This window comes from Flavobacterium sp., from assembly GCF_036782315.1.
Lineage (GTDB): Bacteria > Bacteroidota > Bacteroidia > Flavobacteriales > Flavobacteriaceae > Flavobacterium.
This window is the reverse complement of the sequence record NZ_DAIPZK010000008.1, coordinates 76,445-99,787: the sequence shown is the minus strand read 5'-3', so window position 1 is coordinate 99,787 and position 23,343 is coordinate 76,445. Positions and strand designations below refer to the sequence as shown.

The 23,343-nt window shown below is 30.8% G+C and carries 21 protein-coding genes; 5 read left to right on the top strand and 16 right to left on the bottom strand.

The features are described 5' to 3' along the window. Positions 1–12: 12 nt before the first annotated feature. From V7P59_RS08520 to V7P59_RS08510, 3 genes are read left to right on the top strand one after another with little or no spacing between them, the layout of a single operon-like run. Positions 13–840 (top strand): ion transporter, encoded by an 828-nt coding sequence (locus V7P59_RS08520; protein ID WP_333809738.1) that lies wholly within the window; start codon positions 13–15, stop codon positions 838–840. Between the two features lies 1 nt (position 841). Continuing rightward, positions 842–1,789, top strand: a complete 948-nt coding sequence (gene miaA / locus V7P59_RS08515) for a tRNA (adenosine(37)-N6)-dimethylallyltransferase MiaA (RefSeq protein ID WP_333809736.1) — start codon at positions 842–844, stop codon at positions 1,787–1,789. Positions 1,790–1,845: 56 nt separating this feature from the next. After that, entirely contained in the window at positions 1,846–2,571 is a 726-nt protein-coding gene (locus V7P59_RS08510; protein ID WP_333809735.1) for an acyl-[acyl-carrier-protein] thioesterase, read from the top strand. A gap of 33 nt (positions 2,572–2,604) precedes the next feature. Here the strand turns inward: V7P59_RS08510 and V7P59_RS08505 are convergent, their stop codons facing one another. The 13 genes from V7P59_RS08505 to V7P59_RS08445 form a co-directional block, all read right to left on the bottom strand. Continuing rightward, positions 2,605–3,303, bottom strand: coding sequence for a response regulator transcription factor (locus V7P59_RS08505; protein WP_333809733.1), 699 nt, complete (start codon positions 3,301–3,303; stop codon positions 2,605–2,607). Positions 3,304–3,324: 21 nt separating this feature from the next. Beyond that, a complete protein-coding gene (locus V7P59_RS08500) occupies positions 3,325–4,908 on the bottom strand; it encodes a sensor histidine kinase (protein ID WP_333809731.1) in 1,584 nt (527 codons plus the stop codon). A 71-nt stretch (positions 4,909–4,979) separates the two neighbouring features. Next, positions 4,980–5,567 (bottom strand): dephospho-CoA kinase, encoded by a 588-nt coding sequence (coaE, locus tag V7P59_RS08495; protein ID WP_333809730.1) that lies wholly within the window; start codon positions 5,565–5,567, stop codon positions 4,980–4,982. A gap of 2 nt (positions 5,568–5,569) precedes the next feature. Further along, positions 5,570–6,568, bottom strand: coding sequence for a glycosyltransferase (locus tag V7P59_RS08490; protein WP_333809729.1), 999 nt, complete (start codon positions 6,566–6,568; stop codon positions 5,570–5,572). Between the two features lie 148 nt (positions 6,569–6,716). Then, positions 6,717–10,361, bottom strand: a complete 3,645-nt coding sequence (locus V7P59_RS08485; RefSeq protein ID WP_333809728.1) for a GEVED domain-containing protein — start codon at positions 10,359–10,361, stop codon at positions 6,717–6,719. Between the two features lie 173 nt (positions 10,362–10,534). Then, positions 10,535–11,725, bottom strand: a complete 1,191-nt coding sequence (gene fabV / locus V7P59_RS08480; RefSeq protein WP_333809727.1) for an enoyl-ACP reductase FabV — start codon at positions 11,723–11,725, stop codon at positions 10,535–10,537. A 64-nt stretch (positions 11,726–11,789) separates the two neighbouring features. Further along, complete coding sequence (gene recN, locus V7P59_RS08475; protein WP_333809726.1) at positions 11,790–13,442, bottom strand: DNA repair protein RecN; 1,653 nt, start codon at positions 13,440–13,442, stop codon at positions 11,790–11,792. A gap of 27 nt (positions 13,443–13,469) precedes the next feature. After that, positions 13,470–14,360, bottom strand: coding sequence for a type IX secretion system protein PorD (gene porD / locus V7P59_RS08470; protein WP_333809725.1), 891 nt, complete (start codon positions 14,358–14,360; stop codon positions 13,470–13,472). Continuing rightward, complete coding sequence (coaBC, locus tag V7P59_RS08465; RefSeq protein ID WP_333809724.1) at positions 14,350–15,561, bottom strand: bifunctional phosphopantothenoylcysteine decarboxylase/phosphopantothenate--cysteine ligase CoaBC; 1,212 nt, start codon at positions 15,559–15,561, stop codon at positions 14,350–14,352. Before coaBC ends, porD begins: the two co-directional genes overlap by 11 nt. 6 nt (positions 15,562–15,567) lie before the next feature. Further along, on the bottom strand, positions 15,568–15,882 hold the full coding sequence (locus V7P59_RS08460) for a DNA-directed RNA polymerase subunit omega (RefSeq protein WP_333809723.1): 315 nt from the start codon (positions 15,880–15,882) through the stop codon (positions 15,568–15,570). 9 nt (positions 15,883–15,891) lie between these two features. Beyond that, complete coding sequence (locus tag V7P59_RS08455; RefSeq protein WP_333809722.1) at positions 15,892–16,698, bottom strand: outer membrane protein assembly factor BamD; 807 nt, start codon at positions 16,696–16,698, stop codon at positions 15,892–15,894. Between the two features lie 100 nt (positions 16,699–16,798). Beyond that, positions 16,799–17,677 (bottom strand): 4-hydroxy-tetrahydrodipicolinate synthase, encoded by an 879-nt coding sequence (gene dapA / locus V7P59_RS08450; RefSeq protein WP_333809721.1) that lies wholly within the window; start codon positions 17,675–17,677, stop codon positions 16,799–16,801. A gap of 3 nt (positions 17,678–17,680) precedes the next feature. Then, a complete protein-coding gene (locus tag V7P59_RS08445; RefSeq protein ID WP_333809720.1) occupies positions 17,681–18,199 on the bottom strand; it encodes a DUF6913 domain-containing protein in 519 nt (172 codons plus the stop codon). Between the two features lie 45 nt (positions 18,200–18,244). Here V7P59_RS08445 and V7P59_RS08440 point away from each other — a divergent pair, with 45 nt between their 5' ends. Further along, complete coding sequence (locus V7P59_RS08440; RefSeq protein WP_333809719.1) at positions 18,245–19,033, top strand: 5'-nucleotidase; 789 nt, start codon at positions 18,245–18,247, stop codon at positions 19,031–19,033. 11 nt (positions 19,034–19,044) lie between these two features. Next, a complete protein-coding gene (locus V7P59_RS08435; protein WP_333809718.1) occupies positions 19,045–19,959 on the top strand; it encodes a metallophosphatase in 915 nt (304 codons plus the stop codon). Here the strand turns inward: V7P59_RS08435 and V7P59_RS08430 are convergent. The 3 genes from V7P59_RS08430 to ligA are packed head-to-tail and all read right to left on the bottom strand — an operon-like array spanning position 19,956 to position 23,341. After that, the gene (locus tag V7P59_RS08430) at positions 19,956–20,672 is read right to left on the bottom strand and encodes a hypothetical protein (protein WP_333809717.1); all 717 of its coding nucleotides are present in this window, start codon (positions 20,670–20,672) and stop codon (positions 19,956–19,958) included. The two genes, V7P59_RS08435 and V7P59_RS08430, sit on opposite strands and share 4 nt — an antisense overlap. After that, positions 20,653–21,357, bottom strand: a complete 705-nt coding sequence (locus V7P59_RS08425) for a hypothetical protein (protein ID WP_333809716.1) — start codon at positions 21,355–21,357, stop codon at positions 20,653–20,655. The genes V7P59_RS08430 and V7P59_RS08425 overlap by 20 nt, the downstream gene beginning before the upstream one ends. After that, positions 21,350–23,341: an NAD-dependent DNA ligase LigA gene (ligA, locus tag V7P59_RS08420; protein ID WP_333809715.1), complete on the bottom strand. Its 1,992-nt coding sequence runs from the start codon at positions 23,339–23,341 to the stop codon at positions 21,350–21,352. The genes V7P59_RS08425 and ligA overlap by 8 nt, the downstream gene beginning before the upstream one ends. Between the last annotated feature and the right edge of the window lie 2 nt (positions 23,342–23,343).

Here is a 23,343-nt window from a genome sequence, read left to right as displayed (position 1 = left end):
AATTTTGTTTTCATGAATGAAGTTAAGTCGAAATACGAAATTTTTAAACAGAAAGCTCATATCATCATTTACGGAACGAATACAGTTGCGGGTAGATTGTTTGATTTAATTCTTTTGGGTTTAATTTTACTGAGCGTTTTATTAGTGATGCTTGAAACCGTAAAAGAATTTAATGAAAAATATCACGCTTTCATTTTAGTATCAGAATGGATTATTACGATTTTCTTTACGATTGAATATTTTTTACGAATTATCACGATTAAAAAACCTATCAATTACATTTTTAGTTTCTACGGAATTATTGATTTAGTAGCTATTTTACCAATGTATTTATCTTTTTTCTTTGTGGGAACAAGTATATTTACAGTAATCAGAGCCTTACGATTATTACGATTATTTAAAATATTAAATCATCCTCAATTCTCTAGTCAATCCGTTCATTTACGCGAATCGATAATTGCTAGTCGCGGAAGAATTTTGGTTTTCATGTACTTTATTTTGATTAGTTGCATCATTATTGGTGCTGTTATGTATGTTGTAGAAGGGGAAGAAGCAGGATTTACTAGTATTCCTGTTTCAATTTATTGGTGTATTGTAACGTTAACTACTGTAGGATTTGGTGATATTACTCCAATAACTCCGTTAGGACAATTTATTGCTTCTTTTGTAATGATTATGGGTTATGGAATTATTGCAGTTCCTACCGGAATTATTACAGCAGAAATTGCAAAAAACACAACTAAAACTAGAGAAAGCGACAAAAAAGTATGTCAAAATTGTGGCAGTCACGAACATCTAATTAATGCAAAATATTGTCAGGACTGCGGAAACGAATTATAAAATGAACTATCTCATCACCATTATTGGTCCAACAGCTATTGGAAAAACAGCTTTGAGCATTGCTTTAGCAAAACATTTTGGGTGCGATATTATTTCGTGCGATAGTCGTCAGTTTTTTAAAGAAATGAAAATTGGAACTGCTGTTCCAAGTGATGAAGAGTTGGCCGCAGCTACGCATCATTTTATCCAAAATAAATCAATTTTTGAAAGTTATTCGGTAGGTGATTTTGAACAAGACGCTTTGGCTAAATTGGACGAATTATTTCAGAAAAATAATATTCAAATTATGGTTGGTGGTTCGGGATTATATGTGGATGCTGTATTGAAAGGTTTTGATGATTTTCCAGATATTGAGGATTCGGTTCGGACTGAAATTAATGCTAAATATGATGCGTTAGGAATTGAATATTTGCAAGAACAATTACAAAAATCAGATTCTGAATATTACCAAAAATTACAAACTGAAAATCCGCAAACCTTACAAAATCCTCAAAGAATGAAACGTTTTGTAGAAGTTTGCTTGGGAACAGGAAAACCTTATTCGAGTTTTATTGGAAAACGAAAAAATGTGAGAAACTTCACTTCTATCATCATTGGCTTAGAAGCGAATAGAGAAATAATGTACGATAGAATTAACAAGCGTGTTGATATTATGCTAAATGAAGGACTTTTAGCCGAAGCACAATCACTTTATCCAAATAAACATTTGAATGCATTACAAACCGTTGGTTACCGAGAATTATTCGATTTTTTCGATGGAAAAACCGCTTTGGATTTCGCCATCGAACAAATTAAAATGAATACCAGACGTTTTGCTAAACGGCAAATCACTTGGTTTAAACGAACCGAAAACGTGAGTTGGTTTGATTATTTAACAGATAAAAAAGAGATTATAAAATCAATACAAAATACAATTAACAATAAAGGAACATTGATTGAAAAAATTTAAATTATTAAAATTTCTCTAACTTTTATAATCTGTGTCCCAAAAATAAAAAAATTAAAATGCCCATTTCACCCAACTTTACTTCCATTTTAGAACAAGAATACGAAATCAATTTTCTGCAATGCTATCCAAATGGTTTGTTGAAATATACTGATTTGTGTAATATTTTTCAAATCACAGCGGGAATTCATGCTGATTTAGGCGGAATCAGTTTTAGCGATATGCAAGAACATCATCAAGCTTGGGTAATGAGTAAAATGCGTTTAGAAGTCATTAGCTTACCGAAATGGAAAGAAAAAATTACGGTAAAAACTTGGATAAAATCGTTAGAAAATTCACGTTCGACACGTTGTTTAGAATTGTATCGCGGTGATGAAAAATTAGCTGGGTGCGAAACGTATTGGGCCGTTTTAAATACGCAAATTAGAAGACCTGAAAATTTAGCTTTGCCTCACGAACATTTTATAAAATATCCAGGAAATAGCGCAACTGAAAAATCGGTTCAGCGTATTAATTTAGATGTTCCGTTTAAGAAAGTGTTGGATTATAAAGTACAATTATCCGATTTGGATATTGTAAATCACGCTAACAACGTAAAATATTTAGAATGGTGTTTGAACACGATGGATAGAAAATTTGTTTTAAAACAACACATTAAAGGTTTTGAAATGAATTTTTTAAAAGAATTGAATTGGAATGATGAAGCGGTGATTTCGAAAAATGAAAATACGTACATTATTTCTAAAGATGATAAGATTTGTTACGCTTTAGAAATTATTAAATAAAAAAAGTCCTGAAGTAGTTCAGGACTTTTTTTGCTATTTTTTGATTACTAATCTAAAACCTTCACCGTGAATGTTTAAGATTTCTACGTTTTCATCTTGCTTTAAGAATTTTCTCAATTTAGCAATGTAAACGTCCATACTTCTTGAAGTGAAGTAGTTATCGTCTCTCCAAATTTTTGTTAATGCTAATTCTCTTGGCATTAAATCGTTCTCGTGAAGGGCTAACATTTTTAATAATTCGCATTCTTTTGGTGATAATTTAATTGGTTCTTGACCTGGATACGTTAAGAAACGTAATTTAGAATTCAAGTGGAATTTACCTATTTCGAATTCAAATTTAGTAGTATCAGGCTTAACTTCAGTTGCCTTTCTTTGAATGATAGCCTTGATTTTTACCAATAAAACTTCTGAATCGAATGGTTTATTTAGATAATCATCAGCACCTACTTTATAACCTTTTAAAACATCTTCTTTTAATGTTTTTGCTGTTAAAAAGATAATTGGCACTTCTTGATTTTTCTCACGAATTTCTCTTGCTAAAGTATATCCGTCTTTGTATGGCATCATTACGTCTAAAATACATAAATCGAAAGTATCTTTTTTGAATTTTTCAAAACCTTCCATTCCGTTTTTAGCTAACGTAACTTCAAAATCATTTATCATTAAATAATCTTTCAATACCGCACCAAAGTTTGGATCATCTTCAACTAATAATATTTTCTTTGCTTCCATAGTAATTGTGTGTATATTTTTTTAATTTATTAATGGCATTTTTATAATAAAGATACTTCCTTTACCTTTTTCACTTTCTACAAATATTTGTCCGTTATGGTCTTCAACTATTTGTTTTACATAGGCTAATCCTAACCCATGCCCTTTTACATTATGTAAATCTCCCGTGTGTTCACGATAGAATTTTTCAAAAACTCTTTTTTGTGCTACTTTACTCATTCCAGCACCTTGATCTTGAATTTTTATCAGAATAAAATCTTTGATATTCTCGGTAAAAACATTAATTACAGGCGCGTTTGGCGAATATTTTATAGCATTATCTAACACGTTAACTAATACATTGGTAAAATGCACTTCGTTTAACAGAATTGTACTTCGTTGTGCATTAAAATGCTGATGTATTACTCCTTCTCTATCTTCTACAATTAAACTAACGTGTTCGATTGCATCTTCAATAATTTCAGTTACGTCTCTTGGCTCTTTTGAAATATCGAGTTCATTTCGTTCTAGTTTCGAAATTCGCAACACATTTTCAACTTGAGCGTGCATTCTTTTATTTTCTTCTTTAATCATTTGAAGATAACGCTGTACTTTTTCTTTATCTTCAATGATTTTTGGGTTCTTAATAGCATCTAAAGCTAAGTTAATGGTTGCAATAGGTGTTTTAAACTCATGTGTCATATTATTAATGAAATCTGTTTTGATTTCAGAAATTTGCTTTTGCTTGATTAATTGATTTAACGCACTTGAATAAGTTAAAACAATGACCAACGTAAACAATAATGACAAACTTGAAATTCCTATTAAAGAAGAGAAAACAAATTTATTTTTGTGTGGAAAACTAACTAATAATTGATACTTAGACATTCCTTCATTGTCTTGAAAAACGGGAATTCCGTAAGTGGTATTGATATCATATTTAAAATTCTCCGAACGTACTTTGGTAGCCAAACCATTACTGTAAATTCCGAATTCAAAAGGAGTTTTTACTCCGTATTTATGAAGTTCTTCTTTTAAATATTTACCAAGTTGTTCTGTTGAAACTCTTTGTTGTAAAGGTTTTAAAGAAACTACGTCTTTAAAAGCTACTTCAAAGTTAGCTTTATCCAAACTTGAAACACTACCTGATTTTTTCATGGTAACATCTGGAAAAGAACGCATTTGTAAACTCCCGTCATTAATGGAGTTACCATTATAAATTTCGGTTTTTCTCTTAGAAACTACATTTCCAAAATTTATTGAATTAGCATTTTTATCAAAGAACGAACCATTAATACCATAGTTTTCTGCAACTAAAGTATTGGTGTAAATTATGGTTTCATTTGTCTTTTTATTTCGCTCATAGAAATAAATTTCTTTTAGTTCTTCTTCTTTTGGAATTTTCCCGGTACTATCAATAATTTTGTTATAATGATTATAAAAAGCTACTAGCTCCTTTTCTTTAATAGTATTGGAAACATTTCCTAAAACTTGTTGAACGTGGTACTTGAATTCTTCTTCATTTTTATCCAACGAAGTTGAAATCCAATACAATTGGACTAAAATGATTCCAATTAATGACAAACTCATTAAAAAGACCAATAATCTAAACCTTGACTTATTCATCGAAACAAATTTAACATTTTAACATTTATTGTTAAAATGTATTAACCAAAGATTAACATATGAACAAAATATTATATTTTTGCTAATATTTTAAGAATTTCATCTATTTTTAAGAAAGTATTGCTTAAATTTATATTTTCTACAACAAAATCGCTCAATTCTTTCTTTTTTGACTCAGATAATTGATTATTAATTCTAACTAAAATGTCCTTTTTTGTTAAATTATCGCGTTTCATTGCTCTTTCAATTCTAAGTTCCTCAGGAGCAGTAATTAAAATAACTTTATCACAATCTTTATTCCCTCCGGTTTCAAATAGAATAGCAACTTCTTTAATTACATAAGGATAATTTTTATGCTCATTTAACCAATTTTTAAAATGAAGATGTACTTCGGGGTGAACAACGGCATTTAACTCTTTTAACTTTTTTGGATCATTAAAAACAAAATCGGCAATTTTTTTACGATTAAGAGTATTGTCCTCATTAAGAACAGATTCTGAAAACAAATTTTGAATTTTCTTTTTTACATCCTCTTGCTCCATTACCTTTTTAGCCTCTTCATCGGCAATGTAAACTGGGATTCCTTTTGAAGCAATATAATTTGCAACGGTAGATTTTCCGCTTCCAATTCCGCCTGTTAAACCAATTATTTTTGTCATGACTATTTTTTAAAAAATAACTCAGGAAATGCTTCAGCAGGTTTTTGCTTTAAAATTGAAACTTTATAATATGAAAGTAAAAATCCTTTACCATAACCATAAAATTGAATTATAGTAGCTAATAAAGAGTATAACGCAATTTTCAAGCTTTTATTGGATAAAAAGGAACTTACAAATAAAAGCAAAAAGTAAAACCCATAAAGAGTTATAAAAAATGGAAAATTAAAAATTGTAAATAGAACAGAAAAAACAAAACCAATTAAAAATAAACTTGGAAACCAAAAAGTGATTTTTGCATATTCTGGATACCATGAATTTAAAATAGGTCGAGCTTTCCCAAACTTATTTACTTGTATTTGAAATTTTTCCCAACTAATTCTTCTTTTATGATATACGAAAGCGTTTTTAATTAACTTTGTTTTAAATCCTAAATTCCATAATCGGATTGATAAATCTGGATCTTCTCCCGGGTGAATATTACCAAAACCATGTGAAGCTTCAAAAGCTTTTTTTGATAATCCCATGTTAAAACTTCGTGGTTGAAATTTATCTACTTTTTCGCTACCTCCTCTAATTCCACCAGTTGTTAAGAATGAAGTCATTGTAAAGTTAATTGCTTTTTGAATATCCGAAAAAGAATCCAATGCTGCATCTGGACCTCCAAAACAATCTACATATTCTTCGTTTAAACTTTTCTCAACTTGTGATAAATAATCCGATGGAATAATACAATCTGAATCAAGAATTATAAAATAATCTCCTTTAGCTAATTTCATCCCGTAATTACGAGAATCTCCGGGTCCAGAATTAGGTTTAAAATAATAGGAAATAGTTAATGAATTAGTATATTTTTCGATTATCTCCTGACAGGGAATTGTAGAACCATCCTCTACAATTACTACTTCAAAAGGAATTGATGATGAAAATTTAGTTAAACTTTCAAGCAATTCATCAATTTCATCGGGTCGATTGTAAACAGGAACAATAAAGGAAAAATACATCTTATTATTTTTTTACAAACCTACATAAATTTTAAAGATTTTAAATAGAAGTTGGCTAATTTATATGAGGCTTACATTATCAGTAAAAAAATACAATAAAAAGAAAAGTCCCGATAATCGGGACTTTAATTATTAACTTAATTTAAATTTATTGCTTAACAACTTTCAAAGTTTTAGTCGTATCTCCTACTGTTACATTTACAATATATGCACCAGCACTTAAATGAGACATATCAATTTGTGTTGAATTTGCATTCACATTTCTAGAAATTACTTCTTGACCAATCATATTAATAATTCTTACCGAAGAAATTTCAGAAGTATAAGATAAATTTAATACATCTTTAACTGGATTTGGATAAGCTAAGAAATTAGAATTATTGAAGTTTTCATTACTTAATACACAGTTAACTGCCATTTCAAAAGTTCCTGTATTGCTACCATATCCTTCAACCATGATATAATAAGTAGAAGTACCATTTGCAGTAAAAGTTACGCTAGATTGTGTATTACAAAAATCATCATCAAATACTATTTCAGTACCACCACAAGCATCATAAACTCTTAAATAACTATCATAAGACGTATTATTACACAAACTAACAGTTACAGCTCCAGCAGCTCCACTATAAGAATACCATACATCGGCAGCAGTATTACCACCTGTATTCGATGCACCATTAGCTGTTGACCCCGTAACAACAGAACCACAAGTTACTGGGATTGCTGTTGCACAAGTATCATTTGTTGGAGGACAATAGTAAACAAAATTACCCAATGGTAAATTACAAGTTGCGTCTGAACCATGTAATAAGTTTAATGATACCGTTGATGAACTGGTAAATGGTCCCACAGTTATAACACCTGTTGAAGATACTGGCCAGTTAGTAGTACCATCAGTGATTACTGGTGTTCCATTACCTAACGCTGTAACATTTACTTGCACACTATATTGATTACTTACGCAATTTGGAACAATTGTAGAAGAAGCAACCGTTGGAGGTGTACAAGAAGCCGTTGTAATATTAACTGTAAAATCTAAAGTAACACCCCAAGAACCAGAATAACATGGATTAGGTATTAATTGTCCGTCATCAGCAGTACCAATTCTCATTCTATGTTGACCTAAAGTTGCACCTGCTGGCATAACAAACGAAGCATTCAAAGTTGTTGGATTATTAACTAAAGATTCTCCTTGATAAACCAATTCAGAAGGTTCAAAAGTATAATTATCATTAAAGTCAATCCAAATATTTGTATTATATGTATATCCTGTAGCAAAAGTTACTTGTACATTGGCGTTAATTCCTTGTGCTAAATCAACTACTGTAGCAGTATGATCAAAATACATAACATCACCTGTTGGGAAATTTGTAGAACCTATTTGAACATTTGTAATACCGTTACCATCATTTGAAGTGGGAACTGAATCACAATAACAACCGTTAGCATTTGTTGTAAAAGATGATTCTGTACAACCTGTTGCACTTCCTATCGCATTAAATGGAATAACAGTAAAATAATAAGTAGTAGCTGCATTTCCGGAGAAAGAATAGTTTAAAACATTTCCTAAATTAACGTTGTTAGCTACTTGAGTTCCTCCCGGAGTTGTTCCAACTGAAATATAATATCCATCAGCACCTGCCACAGCATTCCATGTAATAGTATTAGCAAAATTCCCACAAGTAGCATTTGGAGTTGCCACAACATTCGTAGCACAAACTGGAGCTGTTGCTGGAATTGCTTCCCAAATTACATTATCTAAATAAACATATGTATAAGTTGAAGTTGACAACCTTTTTATTGCTATATACTTATCAGTACCTGCATAAGAAGTAAAATCTACAATATATTGAGCAAAAGTCGTATTGATATCTACTGATTGAAAGGGTGTAAATGTAGAAGCATCGCTTGGATTACTCATAGTACCAACAATAATATCTTGTGTAGCTGTTGAATTTCTAGCTACAAAACGTAGTCTATTTGTTCCTGCACTTAAGTTGTTAATATAAGGAGTAACCAACATTATATTTGATGTAGATGGTGAATCTGAATTGTATAATGAAATACTATATGGAGCGCTAAAATTAGTTGTTGATGTTCCAACAGTTGCAAAAGAACTAACTCCATTACTTAAAACTCTACTCCAACACTCAGGAATTAAATTTGTACCTGATAATGCATCAAAATTTTCAAAAAAGTCACCTACTTCATCACAAGTTGTAAAGTTAATCTCAGCACATCCTGTTGCTTGACCAAAAGTATTGTAAGGAAATACACGAACATAATAAGTAGAACCTCCTACTAAATTTGCTAAATAATAAGATAATACATTTCCAACATCAAAGTTATTTAAAACGTCTGTTGCTCCTGGTGAAGTACCTACACTAATTCTGTAACCTGTTGCATCTACGTTTGCTAGCCATGCTACTGTGGAGTTTGAAACATTCAGAGCTCCATTTGATGGTGAAGTAATAGTTGTACATGAAGGTAATGTAACAGGAATTTCTTCTAAAACAACGCCATCTAAATATATGTAAGCATCACCATTCCCATAGTTACTTGTACCTTTAAATTTGATTTTAAGATTAGCACCTATATAACTCGTTAACACATAACTCTTTAAAGTCCAGTTAGCTGCACCTGTTAAACCCGTTTCTAATAATGTATATGTTGAACCTCCATTTGTAGACACAGATACTTCAAAATTTCCTCCTGTTGGATTTTTGTAATAAAATTTCAAACGTAATGTTGAAACAGATGTAGCATCTATAACAGGAGTTGTTAGTTCAGAAGTATTTCCATTGGCATTAAAATAGGAATCAAAACGTAATCCTCTACCAGTGTTACCAGTAGCAAAACTTGAAAAATGATATCCAGCTGTAGTTGTAGTACCAGCAATCCCCCAACATGAAGGAACACCTGTAGTAATTCCTTCAAATTCTTCAGTATAAGGAACAGTTATTACATCACAAGTAGAAAAATTACTTTCTGAACATCCTGTCGCTTGTCCATTTGCATTATATGGAAAAACTCTAACATAATATGTAGTTCCACCTTCTAAATTTGCTAAATAATAAGAAAGAACATTTCCTACATCAAAATTATTTAAAACATCTGTTGCTCCTGGCGAAGTACCAACACTAATTCTATATCCTGTAGGTATTCCAGATGCAGAATTCCAAACAATTAAAGGATTAGCTACATCTATAGCTCCATTTGATGGAGATGTTATAGTTGTACAAAGTGGTGGATTTGAAGTAGGTTGTGTTGCCGAAATATTATCTATATACACATAATAATCGCCTGTTGTACCATATACACAATTCCATCTCACTTTAACATTTGAAGCATTTGGAACACTTGCTCCTGGAACCACATAACTTACTGTTCTACAGGTATTGCCAACGATATGATTGGAATTATTAATAACACCTGCAGTTACAGTCCAAGTTGCACCATTATCGATAGAAACTTGTGTTGTAATAGTTCCATTATAAGGAGTGGTTGCTACTGTTCCTGCAGACCAATCGACAATTTTATAATCAAAAGAAATTGCCAAATCTTGTCCATTTGAAATTTGCGTTTCAGAAGTAAGAATTCTGGCAGTTGAATTATAAACATTTCCTCTCCATGAAGCGGTTGCACAAGCTTGGCTAGTAGAAAGTCCGCCAGAACCGATATCCCATCCTGTCGGGGTAGTTGTATTTGGAAAACTTTGAATAATACCCACTTGGGCATCAACTTTCCAAAACATAAAAAAAACAAGTAATAATAAGGTAATTTTTTTCATTTAGTTAATATTTAATTGATTGGTAATGGCTAATTTACACAGAATAAACACATGGAAAGAAAAAAGAAAAAAGGAAGAAAAGAAAATTATCGATGAAATGCACAAATCATCGATAAAAAACAAAAAACCTCGAAATGTCGAGGTTTTATAACATATTTATATGTAAATGTGAATTATTTTATACTTGGAATCATGACCATTTCATTTGTATCTGCTTGATAATTTACACCATCAAATCCAAAACCAAATAAATTTAGAAAATCTTGTTTATAACCCGCTAAATCACCAAGTTCTACTAAAGTTTCAGTAGTTGATTCACCCCATAATTTAGCAATTTTCTCTTGAACATCTGCTCTCATCTCCCAATCATCAATACGAATTCTTCCTTTATCGTCTGTTGGAACTGAATTACCTGTATACAATCTATCCGCGTACAAACGTTGGATTTGCTCAATACAACCTTCGTGAATACCTTCTGCTTTCATAATTTTATATAATAATGAAATATACAATGGAATTACTGGAATGGCTGAACTCGCTTGAGTAACCAAAGCTTTATTTACTGAAACATATGCCTTTCCTTTGATATCAGCTAATTTATCTGTGATTTCGAAAGCTGTTGCTTCTAAATGATCTTTTGCTCTACCTATAGTTCCTTTTCGGTAAACCGCTTCAGTAACTTCTGGACCTATATAAGAATAAGCTATTGTAGTTGCTCCTTCTGCTAAAACCCCAGCACCTTTTAAAGCATCCATCCACATGGACCAATCTTCGCCACCCATTACCACAACAGTATTGGCTATATCCTCTTCGTTTGCAGGCTCAATAGAAACACTCGTTACATTTCCTGTATGAAAATCTACTGTTTTATTAGTAAAGGTACTTCCAATAGGTTTTAATGTAGAACGATGTAAAACACCTGTTACTGGGTGTTGACGCACTGGAGATGCTAAACTATAAATGACCAAATCAATCTGACCTAAATCAGCTTTAATCATATCGATAGTTTGTTGCTTTACTTCGTTTGAGAAAGCATCTCCATTAATACTTTTTGCATATAACCCAGCTTTTGTAGCTTCTACTTCAAAAGCTGCTGAATTATACCATCCTGGAGAAGCAGTTTTTCCTTCAGCCGGTGCTTTTTCAAAAAACACACCAATAGTTGCTGCATCAGAACCAAAAGCACTTGTAATTCTTGAAGCCAAACCAAAACCTGTAGATGCACCAATAACTAATACTCTTTTTGGTCCGTTGATTTTTCCTTTAGATTTTACATATTCAATTTGATTTTTTACATTTTGTTCGCAACCTTTAGGGTGAGCTGTCAAACAAATAAATCCTCTCATTCTTGGTTCTATAATCATGATAGTCTATTTTTAATATTGGTTTGTTATTGTTTAAAATAGTAAGCAAAAGTACTTTAAAAAATTAATTCAACAAAGCTTTTGCGTGTTGTAAAGCCGAATCTGTAATATCTTTTCCAGATAACATTTCGGCAATTTGTTGAATTCTCTCCTCTGGTGTTAAAAGATTTAATTCTGAAATAGTAGTTTCTCCTACATTACGTTTTGAAACTTTATAATGTGAATTCCCTTTCGCAGCAATTTGGGGCAAATGTGTAATGGCAAAAACTTGCATAGTAGCACTCATTTCTTTCATGATTTCTCCCATTTTTATAGCAATTTCTCCAGAAACTCCTGTATCTATTTCATCAAATATGATAGTTGGTAATTTAGAATAGTTTGCTAAAATAGCTTTAATCGCTAACATGATACGAGACATTTCTCCTCCTGAAGCTACTTTTTTCAATAATCCAAAATTGGTTCCTCTATTGGCTGAAAATAGTAAAACCACTTCATCTTTTCCTTTTGAATAATACGATTCAGTATGATTAATTTCAAATTTAAAATTGGCTTCTACCATTCCTAATTGTGATAAAATGGTTTTGATTTTATCAATTAAGACAGGAGCCGATTTCTTTCTATTTTCAAAAATAGTATTGGCAATTTCATCGAGTTTCGCTTGTTTTGAATTTAACTCTGATTGTAATTTACTAATGGTACCATCTAAATCATCAACGCGAATAACTTTAGCATCCAATTCATTTTGGATTGTAAGCAATTCAGCAATCGTTTGTACTTGATGCTTTTTCTGTAAATTATAAATGGTTTGAAGTTTGGTATTAACTAATTCTAATCGTTCGGGATCTGCAAGAATTTTCTCGTTGCTTTGCTCGCATTCTGAAATAATATCTTCAATTTCAAGCAAACTACTCGTTAAACGTTCTAATAATTGTGCATTTTGATTTGAAAAACCAGCTAGTTTTTGAAGTGCTAATTTAATTTCTTTTAGATTAACTAACGCTCCTACTTGGTCTTCATGGGCAATAGCTGTAATTCGCTCGAAATGTTCTTTAATAAATTCAACATTACTTAATTGTTCAAGCTCATGCTCTAGTTCTTCTTGTTCTCCATCTATTAAATTAGCCGACAAGAGTTCGTTTAATAAAAATGAGTTGTATTCATATTCTTTAATCAAAGCATCTTTTTCCGAAATTAATTGTTTTAACTCCTTTTGAGTCGATTTAAAATCGGTTAGTGCGCTTTTGTAAGATGTAACCCATTCTCCATTATTAGCAATGGCATCTAAAATATCAAGTTGATAATTTTCTTCTGTTAATTCATGCGTTTGGTGTTGGGAATGAATGTCTAATAACATTTCACCTAATTCTTGCAATTCTTGAAGATTAACCGGACTATCATTAACAAAAGCACGCGATTTTCCTGAAGGTAAAATTTCTCTTCTAATAATGGTTTTATCATCATAATCCATATCATTTTCCTCAAAGAAAGACTGAAGATTATAATTAGAAATAGAAAATTGTGCTTCAATTATGCATTTTTGTTCTTTATCTTTTAATGAAGTCAAATCAGCTCTATTACCTAAAACCAAACCTAAAGCACCTAAAAGAATAGATTTACCTGCACCCGTTTCTCCTGTAATAACAGAAAACTGATTGGAAAAATCAGTTTCAAGCGATTCGATTAACGCATAATTTTTTATGGAAAGTGAAAGCAACATAAGTTAAATATTCATTAAGCGATTGAACTATCTTATTTTATTCCACTTTTGAGAATTAAGAGGTGAAATTCTATTTAAAGTTTCTAGTAATTTAACATTATTTGTTTGTGGTCCTCCTGAAAAAATAGCAACTAACTCATCTCCTTTAGCATCAAAAAATGTACGAACTAATAACGAATTAGGTCTTGTTTTTTGAATTTCAGCTAAAGTTTCAATTGCTTTGGCAACATTTTCTTTTCCACCTTTTACATCTTCACTCATAATATCTAAGCCTAATCTGTGATATTCGTAAAGTGCTTTTCTAAAAGGAGCAAAAGTAGTTGCCAACATATCTGAAATTAAGAAATTACGATTGTTATTATTCCCTTCTGATTGCGACCAACCTTTATAGCCACTAGATTGTGCTACATTAACAATATTTGAAGCAATTTCTAAATATTTTGAGCCTCCATTTAAAGCAAAAGAATCCATATCCATTCCAATAATAATATTAGAATAAAATGCTAAAACCGAAATTAAGTTAGAATTAAACGAGTTTTGATCGTAAACCATTGTTTCAAATTCGATAAATCGAAAAGAGAAATTTTTGTCGTTTATATTTAAAATAGGAGTTGATAAAGTAGAATTATAAACAGGTCTTGAAGATTGCACTTGTAAAGTGGCTTCAAAAACGTTTGATCCGTAAGATGTTACATTGATAAAAAAGTTACATTCAATTTTTTCTACTTCGGTATATTCTTTAGTAGTCCATTTTGTAGTATTCAAAAATTCTTTAACCTGAGTTTCAAGATTTTTAAAAAGTTGTGGGTTTCCATTTGCTACTTGCTGGTAATTAACAGATACTGTAGCCTTTAGTTCTTGTGAAAACACATTAACTAAAGAGAATAAAAAAACCACTACTACTATTTTACGCATCATAAAATTGAATTACTTTATTAATAATATCTTGAGCTACTTCTTCTTTTGACTTTAACTCTTTAGGTTCGATTGTAAAATCTTTTGAGATAAAAGTAACTTTATTAGTTGGCATTCCAAAACCAGCTCCTTTATCATTTAAAGAGTTTAAAACTATCAAATCTAAGTTTTTTTTCTGAATTTTTTGCTTTGCATGCTCAATTTCATTCTCTGTTTCCAATGCAAATCCAATTAAGAATTGATTTTTCTTTTGTTCACCTAGAGATGCTAAAATGTCTTTAGTTTTTTCTAACTCTATTGAGAACGTAGTTTCATTCTTTTTTATTTTCTGTTCAGCAACTTTTTTTGGGCGATAATCTGCAACTGCAGCGGCTGCGATAGCAACATCAACTTTGTCATAAAATTCATGGCAAGCATCATACATATCTTGAGCAGATGTTACTCGAATCAGCTGAATAGAATTGTTTTGTACATTTAAATGGGTTGGACCAGAGACTAAAATTACTTCTGCGCCTTTATTTGCAGCTTCATTTGCAATGTCAAAACCCATTTTACCTGAAGAATGATTTCCTATAAAACGAACAGGATCAATAACTTCGTAAGTTGGACCAGCTGTGACAAGAATTTTCTTTCCTTTGAGCGGTAATTTTTCTAATAGATCATTTTCAAGAAAGGCAACTATATTTTCAGGTTCTGCCATTCTTCCTTCACCAGATAAACCACTTGCTAATTCACCGTTTTCAGCCGGAATCATAATATTACCAAATGATTTTAACTTATGAAAACTATCTAAGGTAGAAGGATGCTTGTACATATCCAAATCCATTGCAGGTGCAAAGTAAACGGGGCATTTTGCCGATAGATAGGTTGCAATTAATAAATTATCGCAGTTTCCATTTGCCATTTTTGAAAGCGTATTGGCAGTAGCAGGAGCCACAAGCATTAAATCTGCCCATAAACCTAGCTCTACGTGATTATTCCATTCGCCTGTTGCTTCTTCTTCGTTATAAAAAGTAGAATAAACAGGATTTTTAGAAAGTGTGGCTAAGGTTAGTGGTGTAATAAAATGCAAAGAAGCAGGCGACATTACAACTTGTACTTGTGCACCTGCTTTTATGAATAGTCTAACCAAGTTGGCTGTTTTGTAAGCAGCTATACCACCAGATACACCTAGCAAGATTTTTTTACCGCTTAAAACAGACATATTGATTTATTTTGCGTCTCTGTAATAAATTTTACCTTCTTCCCACTCTTGTACTGCTAAAGCATGTGGTTTAGGTAATTTTTCATAGAATTTTGAAACTTCAATTTGCTCTTTGTTTTCAAAAACTTCCTCTAAACTATCGTTGTAAGTAGCAAATTCTTCTAATTTTTCAATCAATTCTTTTTTAATTTCAGTATTGATTTGATTAGCACGTTTTGCCATGATAGTAATCGCTTCATAAATGTTTCCGGTAGGCTCTTCTAATTTACTTTTGTTATAAGTAATAGTGTTTACTGGAGCATTTGTTTTCTTTAAATCCATGATTTACTTTTATTTAGAAAATTGTTTTAATTCTTGATCTATATCAGCCATTATTTTATCGGCTTGTTCTTTAAATTTTGTGTTTGGCTTAAATTTAATCAAACCATTGTATGCTGATTTCGCTGTTGCATAGCGCTCTGCCTTTTTAGCATCAATACTATTTTTTGCAAATTGATAAGAAGCATCAAACTTTAAAAATAAGGCTTCTTCTTTAAAAGGCGTTCCTGGATAATCAGCTATAAAATTATCTAAGGCTTTTAAAGCTGCATTGTATTCTAAACGATAACCTGCAATTGTATGGTATTGTTTAGCAATTTCAAATGCCTTTTTTTCCTGCTTTTCTCTCAATTCTTTTACACATTCATTAGCTTGAGCTAAATATTGAGAATCTGGATAATTATCAATAAATTTTTGCATTTTATCTAATGCCTTCTGCGTATCTGTTTGATCTAAACTATACACAGGAGATAACTTGTAAAAACATTCGGCTGCTAAATAACTTGCCTCTTCTCTTTTATCACTTCTTGGATAAGAAACAGCAAAATTTTCAAACTGATAACCAGCTAAATAGTATTGTTTTGTATTGTAAAGTGCTTTAGAATAATTATAAAACACAATTTCTGATGTTGGTTTACCTTTGTATGCAGGTGCTACCTGTTCATATAAACGAATTGCTTTTGCATATTTATTTCTTTCATACATTCTATTGGCAACTGCTGCTTTAATTTCAACATCATCAGATTTTAAAGCCTTTTGATAAGGACTACATGATACCAATACAATGGAAAGTAAAAGGAAACTAAAAATTTTATTCATTTGGCTTTATGTTTTTACTTTTTAAACACCCATTAAGATGTTACCTAAAAAAGCAACTGCAAATTTAGGTATTATTTAATTACTACAAAAATCTTTTTTTTTAACTTAATTTTCTTGTGAAATTATGCAATCTAGTGGCTAAATCTTCATATACATTCACAAGTGGTAATCGTACCGTATTCTCAGATAATCCTAATGCTTTAAAGACTTCTTTAATACCACCAGGGTTTCCTTGCTCAAAAATCATATCGATACTATCTGCTAGTAAATAATGTAATTTGTATGCTTCATCAACTTTTCTTTGTAAACCTAAACGAACCATTTCAGAGAATTCTTTTGGAAAACCTTCACCAATTACAGAAATAACCCCTGCTCCACCTGCTAAAACCATTGGCAAAGTAATCATATCATCACCCGAAATCACTAAAAATCCTTCTGGTTTTGTTTGAATTAACTTCATTGCTTGCACAATATCACCTGCCGCTTCTTTGATTCCAATTACATTTTTGAAATCATTAGCAATTCTTATTACAGTTGATGGTAACATATTACTAGCAGTTCTTCCAGGAACATTGTATAAAATTACCGGAATTGGTGATGCTTCTGCAACTGCTTTAAAATGCTGGTAAATTCCTTCTTGCGTTGGTTTATTATAATAAGGCGAAACGGATAAAATAGCTGAAAAATGAGAAAAATCTCTAGTTTTCAATTCTTCAACTACTTTATGTGTATTATTTCCTCCAACTCCTAAAACTAGAGGCAATCTTCCTGCATTTGCTTTTACAACAGTATCGATAACTAATTCTTTTTCCTCTTGAGATAATGTTGCTGATTCTGCAGTAGTTCCTAAAACTACTAAATATTCTACTCCACCCTCAATAACATGATTTACAATTCGCGTTAAAGCTTCTACATCAACAGAAAAATCTTTTTTAAAAGGTGTAACCAAAGCAACACCTGTACCAATAAATGATTGCATTTTTTATAGTTTATTTAAAATTTTCAAATACTTAAACAGCTCTAAAACAAACTCATTAAAATCTTCAACGAGTGTTTTTATGATAAAATGATTCACTCTTTTATCAACTGTATCAAACCCTACTTTAAATTTAGCTTTTGATTTAGTAGATAAGAGCAAGAGCGCACTTTTATTTACATCATAATAATTGATTAATAAATCAAAAGGAGTATCAATAAAGTCATTCACTTCTTTTTTATCAATTTCTCCTGAGATTGAAATATTTTTCAACGATAAAAAAGGCTCGTTTATTACTTCTTTTTTCTTGATTTTGTCTTTGTAAACTAAAATCGAAATATTACCAGCTTGAATTCCTTGCGAAACAATTCGCTCTACTAGTTGACTGGTTTCTGAGAAATACGTTTCATCTACTAAAATTCCAACTGTCAACACTTTATCATTAGATGCTAACGAATTTTGCGTTGCTAATCGTTTAGTAACATTTTTTTTAAGAAAAAAGTTCTTTATAATATTATAAAACATAGTATTTTTACCTATTCGACAAAATTAAAAATTTAACCTTTTGTTATGTTTGTAAATGTAAAAAAGAATACGATATCTTTTGGTTTTTTTGTTATATTATTAACATTTAATCTCTTTATATCCTGTAAATCCACTTCTTCCTATCAAACCATTAAAATTGAAGGAAAAAAAATTGGTATTACTGAGGCAAAAGGCGAAAACAAAGCAATTGCCAATTATGTAAAACCTTACAGTGACAACATTAATAAAGATTTAAACAGCGTTTTAGCCTATTGTCCTGAAACACAAGATAAAAGCAAAGGTACTTGGCAAACTAACATAGGCAATCTATTGGCTCAAATCACTTTTGAATTGGGAAATCCAGTTTTTCAAAAAAGAGAAAATAAAAATATTGACATTTGTTTACTAAACAATGGCGGTATTAGAGCCGTTATAGCTAAAGGGGATGTTACTACCAGAACTGCTTTTGAAGTAATGCCTTTTGAAAACAGCTTGGTAATTGTTGGGTTAACTGGAAAAGAAATCAAAACCTTAGCCGAATATTTTATTAAGGATAAAAAGCCACACCCATTATTTGGAATGAAAATTTACATTGAGAAAAATAGTTTAGCCATTAAAAAGATAGAAATTAACAATCAGCCTTTAGAAGATAATCGGTTGTATTATGTAGCAACTTCAGATTATTTGGCTAACGGAGGTGATAACATGACTTTTTTTAAAGATAGTACAATCAAGTTCGACATGGATTATAAACTTAGAAACATGCTGATTGACTATTTCAAAAAAGTAGATACCATTCCTAATATTACTACCGAAAAAATAATTTTAGAATAATACTTAAACATATGAAAAGAAGAGACTTTATCCAAAAAACAGCTGCAAGTTCGGCTTTACTTGGTTTAACGGGAATGAGTTTAAGCAGTTTTTCTACGGTTAACACCAAAAAAATTACCATTTTACATACCAATGATACGCATAGTCATATTGATCCCTTTCCCGCAGACCATCCAAAAAATCCTAATATGGGTGGCGCTGCCAGAAGAGCTGCAATAATTGAAAGTATCCGAAAAGAAGAAAAAAATGTGCTTTTGTTAGATGCTGGTGATATTTTTCAAGGAACTCCGTATTTCAATTATTATGGTGGCGAATTGGAGTTTAAATTGATGAGCATGATGCAATATGATGTTGCCACTATGGGAAATCACGATTTTGATAACGGAATTGATGGATTTTATGCTCAATTACCGCATGCTAAATTTGATTTTGTATCTGCCAATTATGATTTTAAAAATACGGTCTTGAATAATATTGTAAAACCATATAAAATCATCATTAAAGATGGAATTAAAATTGGGATTTTCGGCTTGGGAGTTCAATTGGATGGACTTGTAGATAAAAAACTTTATAAAGAAACCGTTTACAACAATCCTATTGAAGTAGCACAAGATGTCACTCGTACTTTAAAAGAAGAAAAAAAATGTGATTTAGTGATTTGTTTATCGCATTTAGGTTTTAAATACAAAGACGAACCAGAAAAACCTAGTGATGTTATTTTGGCTCAAAAAACAAAAAATATCGATTTGATTATTGGCGGACACACTCATACTTTTTTAGACAAACCTGTAATTGAAAAAAATAGCGAAGGAAAAGAGGTTTTAATTAATCAAGTAGGTTGTTTTGGAATAAATTTAGGTAGAATTGATTTTTATTTAAGCAATGAGAAGTTATACCACAATCAAACAAAAAACATCATTATTTAATTTTTTTCTCTGTAAAGTAAGTATTTTAAAAGAAAATAATAGACAGGAATTTCTATTAAACAAGCCAAATAAATGAAAAAATCATTCTTCATATAATACTTATTCAAAGCTACAAAAAGATCAGAAAAAAACAAACAAAGAATGGTTAACAACAGAAATCGAGAAGCAATGGATTTGTACCGAATAGCGTTATAAATACTTAACAGTAAAACCATTAAAAACATAACTACGTAACCAATTACAATAAATATTTCTTTAAACTCATATCCAGAAGATATGCTAACTAATTTGTAAAGAACCACTAAAGCTAAGTAAGCTACAATGAAATAATCAAAATTTTTATTTAAAAAAAGATTCCGCTTAAAGATTTTAGAATCAAAAACCGCATAACTAAATAATATTCCTATTGCAATTAAATATAGATAAGTAGAAAATACTTTTATATTCCTTTCTTCCAATAAAATTAAATTATCAGCAAAAAAAATGATGATAAATAATGTTAAATTCCAATAAATTTTCTTCGATTTTGTAATAAAAAAATAAGCAAAAGCAATACTAGGTACAATAATAGGTTTAAATAATAAGCCCAGGTTAGCATCATCATTAATCCTATAGAAAAACAAAAAGCAGAAATAGGAAATAAAATACACATACAACGCTATACTGGCTCTTCCATCAATTTTTTTATCTATTTTAAATATTTGTTTTACCATACAATTTAAATTTAGTTCGGTAAATAAAATAACTTATGTAGCAAAAAAAAGATAATTGTTGGGTAGTAACATTTATCATTTTTAAAGCGGTTAAATCAGGTGCTTTTTTATAAAAAACAAAAAACAAATCAGAAACAATAAAGCAACCCACCATCAATCCAGCAAACAATACTGTTTTATTTGTATAGTTAATTTGCATAACAAATGTCATTATACCCATTAACAACAGTATGATACCATATAAAGCATAAATAATAAAATCCAATCTACTTTCTTCAAACAAAAGCATCAAAACATTAAAAAAAAGATAAACTAATAACATTAGAAAAATGTAAAACGAAAAAGTATTTAATTTAACTTTCTTCTTCTTAACATAATATATTAAATCTTGAGTCAAAAAAATCAAGATGATAAAATAAGGAACTAATAAAAAGAGTAAACCCGATATATAAAAATCTTCTCTACTAATGAGATGCAAAATTTCACCCACAAAAAAAGATAAAATTGAAAACGAGAATATATAATCAATTTTACCTCTTACACTTATGTAGTAAAAATAATAAATCGACGGAATGATAATAGGTTTACTAAATAGTTCCAAATTATCACTGCCTATAAAAACTGCAATTATATAAAGAATAAAAGCAGCAAAATAAAGTAGTAACGCCGAATTTATTTTAATCATCTATCATTTGTTTAAAATCATTTTCAGAAATTATGGTAATTTTTAATTGATTCGCTTTTTCTAATTTTGATGGTCCCATATTGTCTCCTGCAATCACATAATCCGTTTTAGAAGAAATGGAACTTCCTACTTTTCCACCGTTATCCTCTATGGCTTTTTTCAGTTCATCTCTAGAATAAATTTCAAAAACTCCTGAAACAACAAAGGTTTTTCCTTTCAATTTTTCAGAAACCAAAGTTGCTTCATCACCCGATTCTAATTGAACACCATATTGTTTAAGTCTATCAATAATACGAATATTTTCTTGATTTTCAAAGAATTGCACGACACTTTGTGCGATTTTATCGCCAATCTCATCAACCAAAATCAAATCCATAATACTCGCTTGAGCAATTGCATCAATCGATTTGTAGTGTTTGGCTAACTTTTTAGCTACTGTTTCTCCTACATATCTAATTCCTAACGCATACAAAACACGCTCAAAGGGGATTGATTTCGATTTTTCGATTCCGTTAATTAAGTTTTCTGCCGATTTTTCAGCCATTCGTTCTAACGGAATGATTTGTTCTTTTTTCAATTCGTACAAATCAGCATAATTGGTAACCAATCCTGCATTATATAACAAAGCAACCGTTTCACCACCCAAACCATCAATATCCATAGCTTTTCTAGTAATAAAATGCTGAATTCTTCCTATAATCTGCGGTGGGCAACCATAGAAATTTGGACAAAAATGGTTTGCTTCGCCTTCGCTTCTAACCAATTCCGTTTGGCATTCAGGACAATGCTTTATGTATTTTGTAGGCGCTGATTGATTTCCTCTTTTGGCTACTGCAATAATCTTAGGGATAATTTCGCCACCTTTTTCCACGAAAACTTCGTCTCCAATTCTTATATCTAATTTTTCAATTTGATCGGCATTATGCAATGAAGCACGTTTTACAATTGTTCCTGCCAATTGTACCGGTTCTAAATTTGCAACAGGCGTAATAGCTCCAGTACGCCCCACTTGATATGAAATCGAATTTAATTTGGTGGTTACTTGTTCGGCTTTAAACTTATATGCCATTGCCCAACGGGGTGATTTTGCTGTATAACCTAATTCTTCTTGATGTTGTAAATTATTGACTTTAATTACTACCCCATCGGTTTCATAAGGCAAATCGTGACGGTGTTTGTCCCAATAATTGATATATTCGAAAACTTCGTTTAGATTTTTAGCTAATTTAGATTGTATTGGCACTTTAAATCCCCATTCTCTAGCCTTTTGTAAACCTTCAAATTGGGTTGTAAATGGTAAATTATTTCCAATTACGAAATATAACAAACAATCTAATGCCCTCTTGGCAACTTCGGCACTGTCTTGTAATTTTAAACTTCCAGAAGCAGTATTTCTTGGATTTGAATAAGGCGTTTCTCCTATTTCAATCAATTCTTGATTCATTTTTTCAAATCCGGCAAACGGTAATATAATTTCACCACGTATGTCAAATTTTTGAGGATAATCACCTTTTAAATGAATTGGAACTGCTTTTATAGTTTTGATATTATTTGTTACGTCATCACCTTGAAAGCCATCGCCACGAGTAACTGCACGTACTAAACGACCATTCTCATAAGAAATGCTAATGGAAGCACCATCATATTTTAATTCGCAAGTATATTCTAACGGAACATCGCCTAACACTTTTTGAATTCGGGTTTCCCAATCTTGTAAATCTTCAATTGAATAGGAATTATCCAACGAATACATGCGATATTCATGTTTTACCGTTTCAAAATTCTTCGTTATCATTCCTCCTACTCGTTGAGTGGGTGAATTTTCATCGAAAAACTCGGGATATTGCGTTTCTAACTCTTGTAATTGTTTTAGCTTTTGATCAAATTCAAAATCAGAAATAGTAGGTTTATCTAAAACATAATAATTGTAATTATGTTGATTTAATTCTTCTCTTAAACTTTTAATTGTATCTAAAACATTCATAT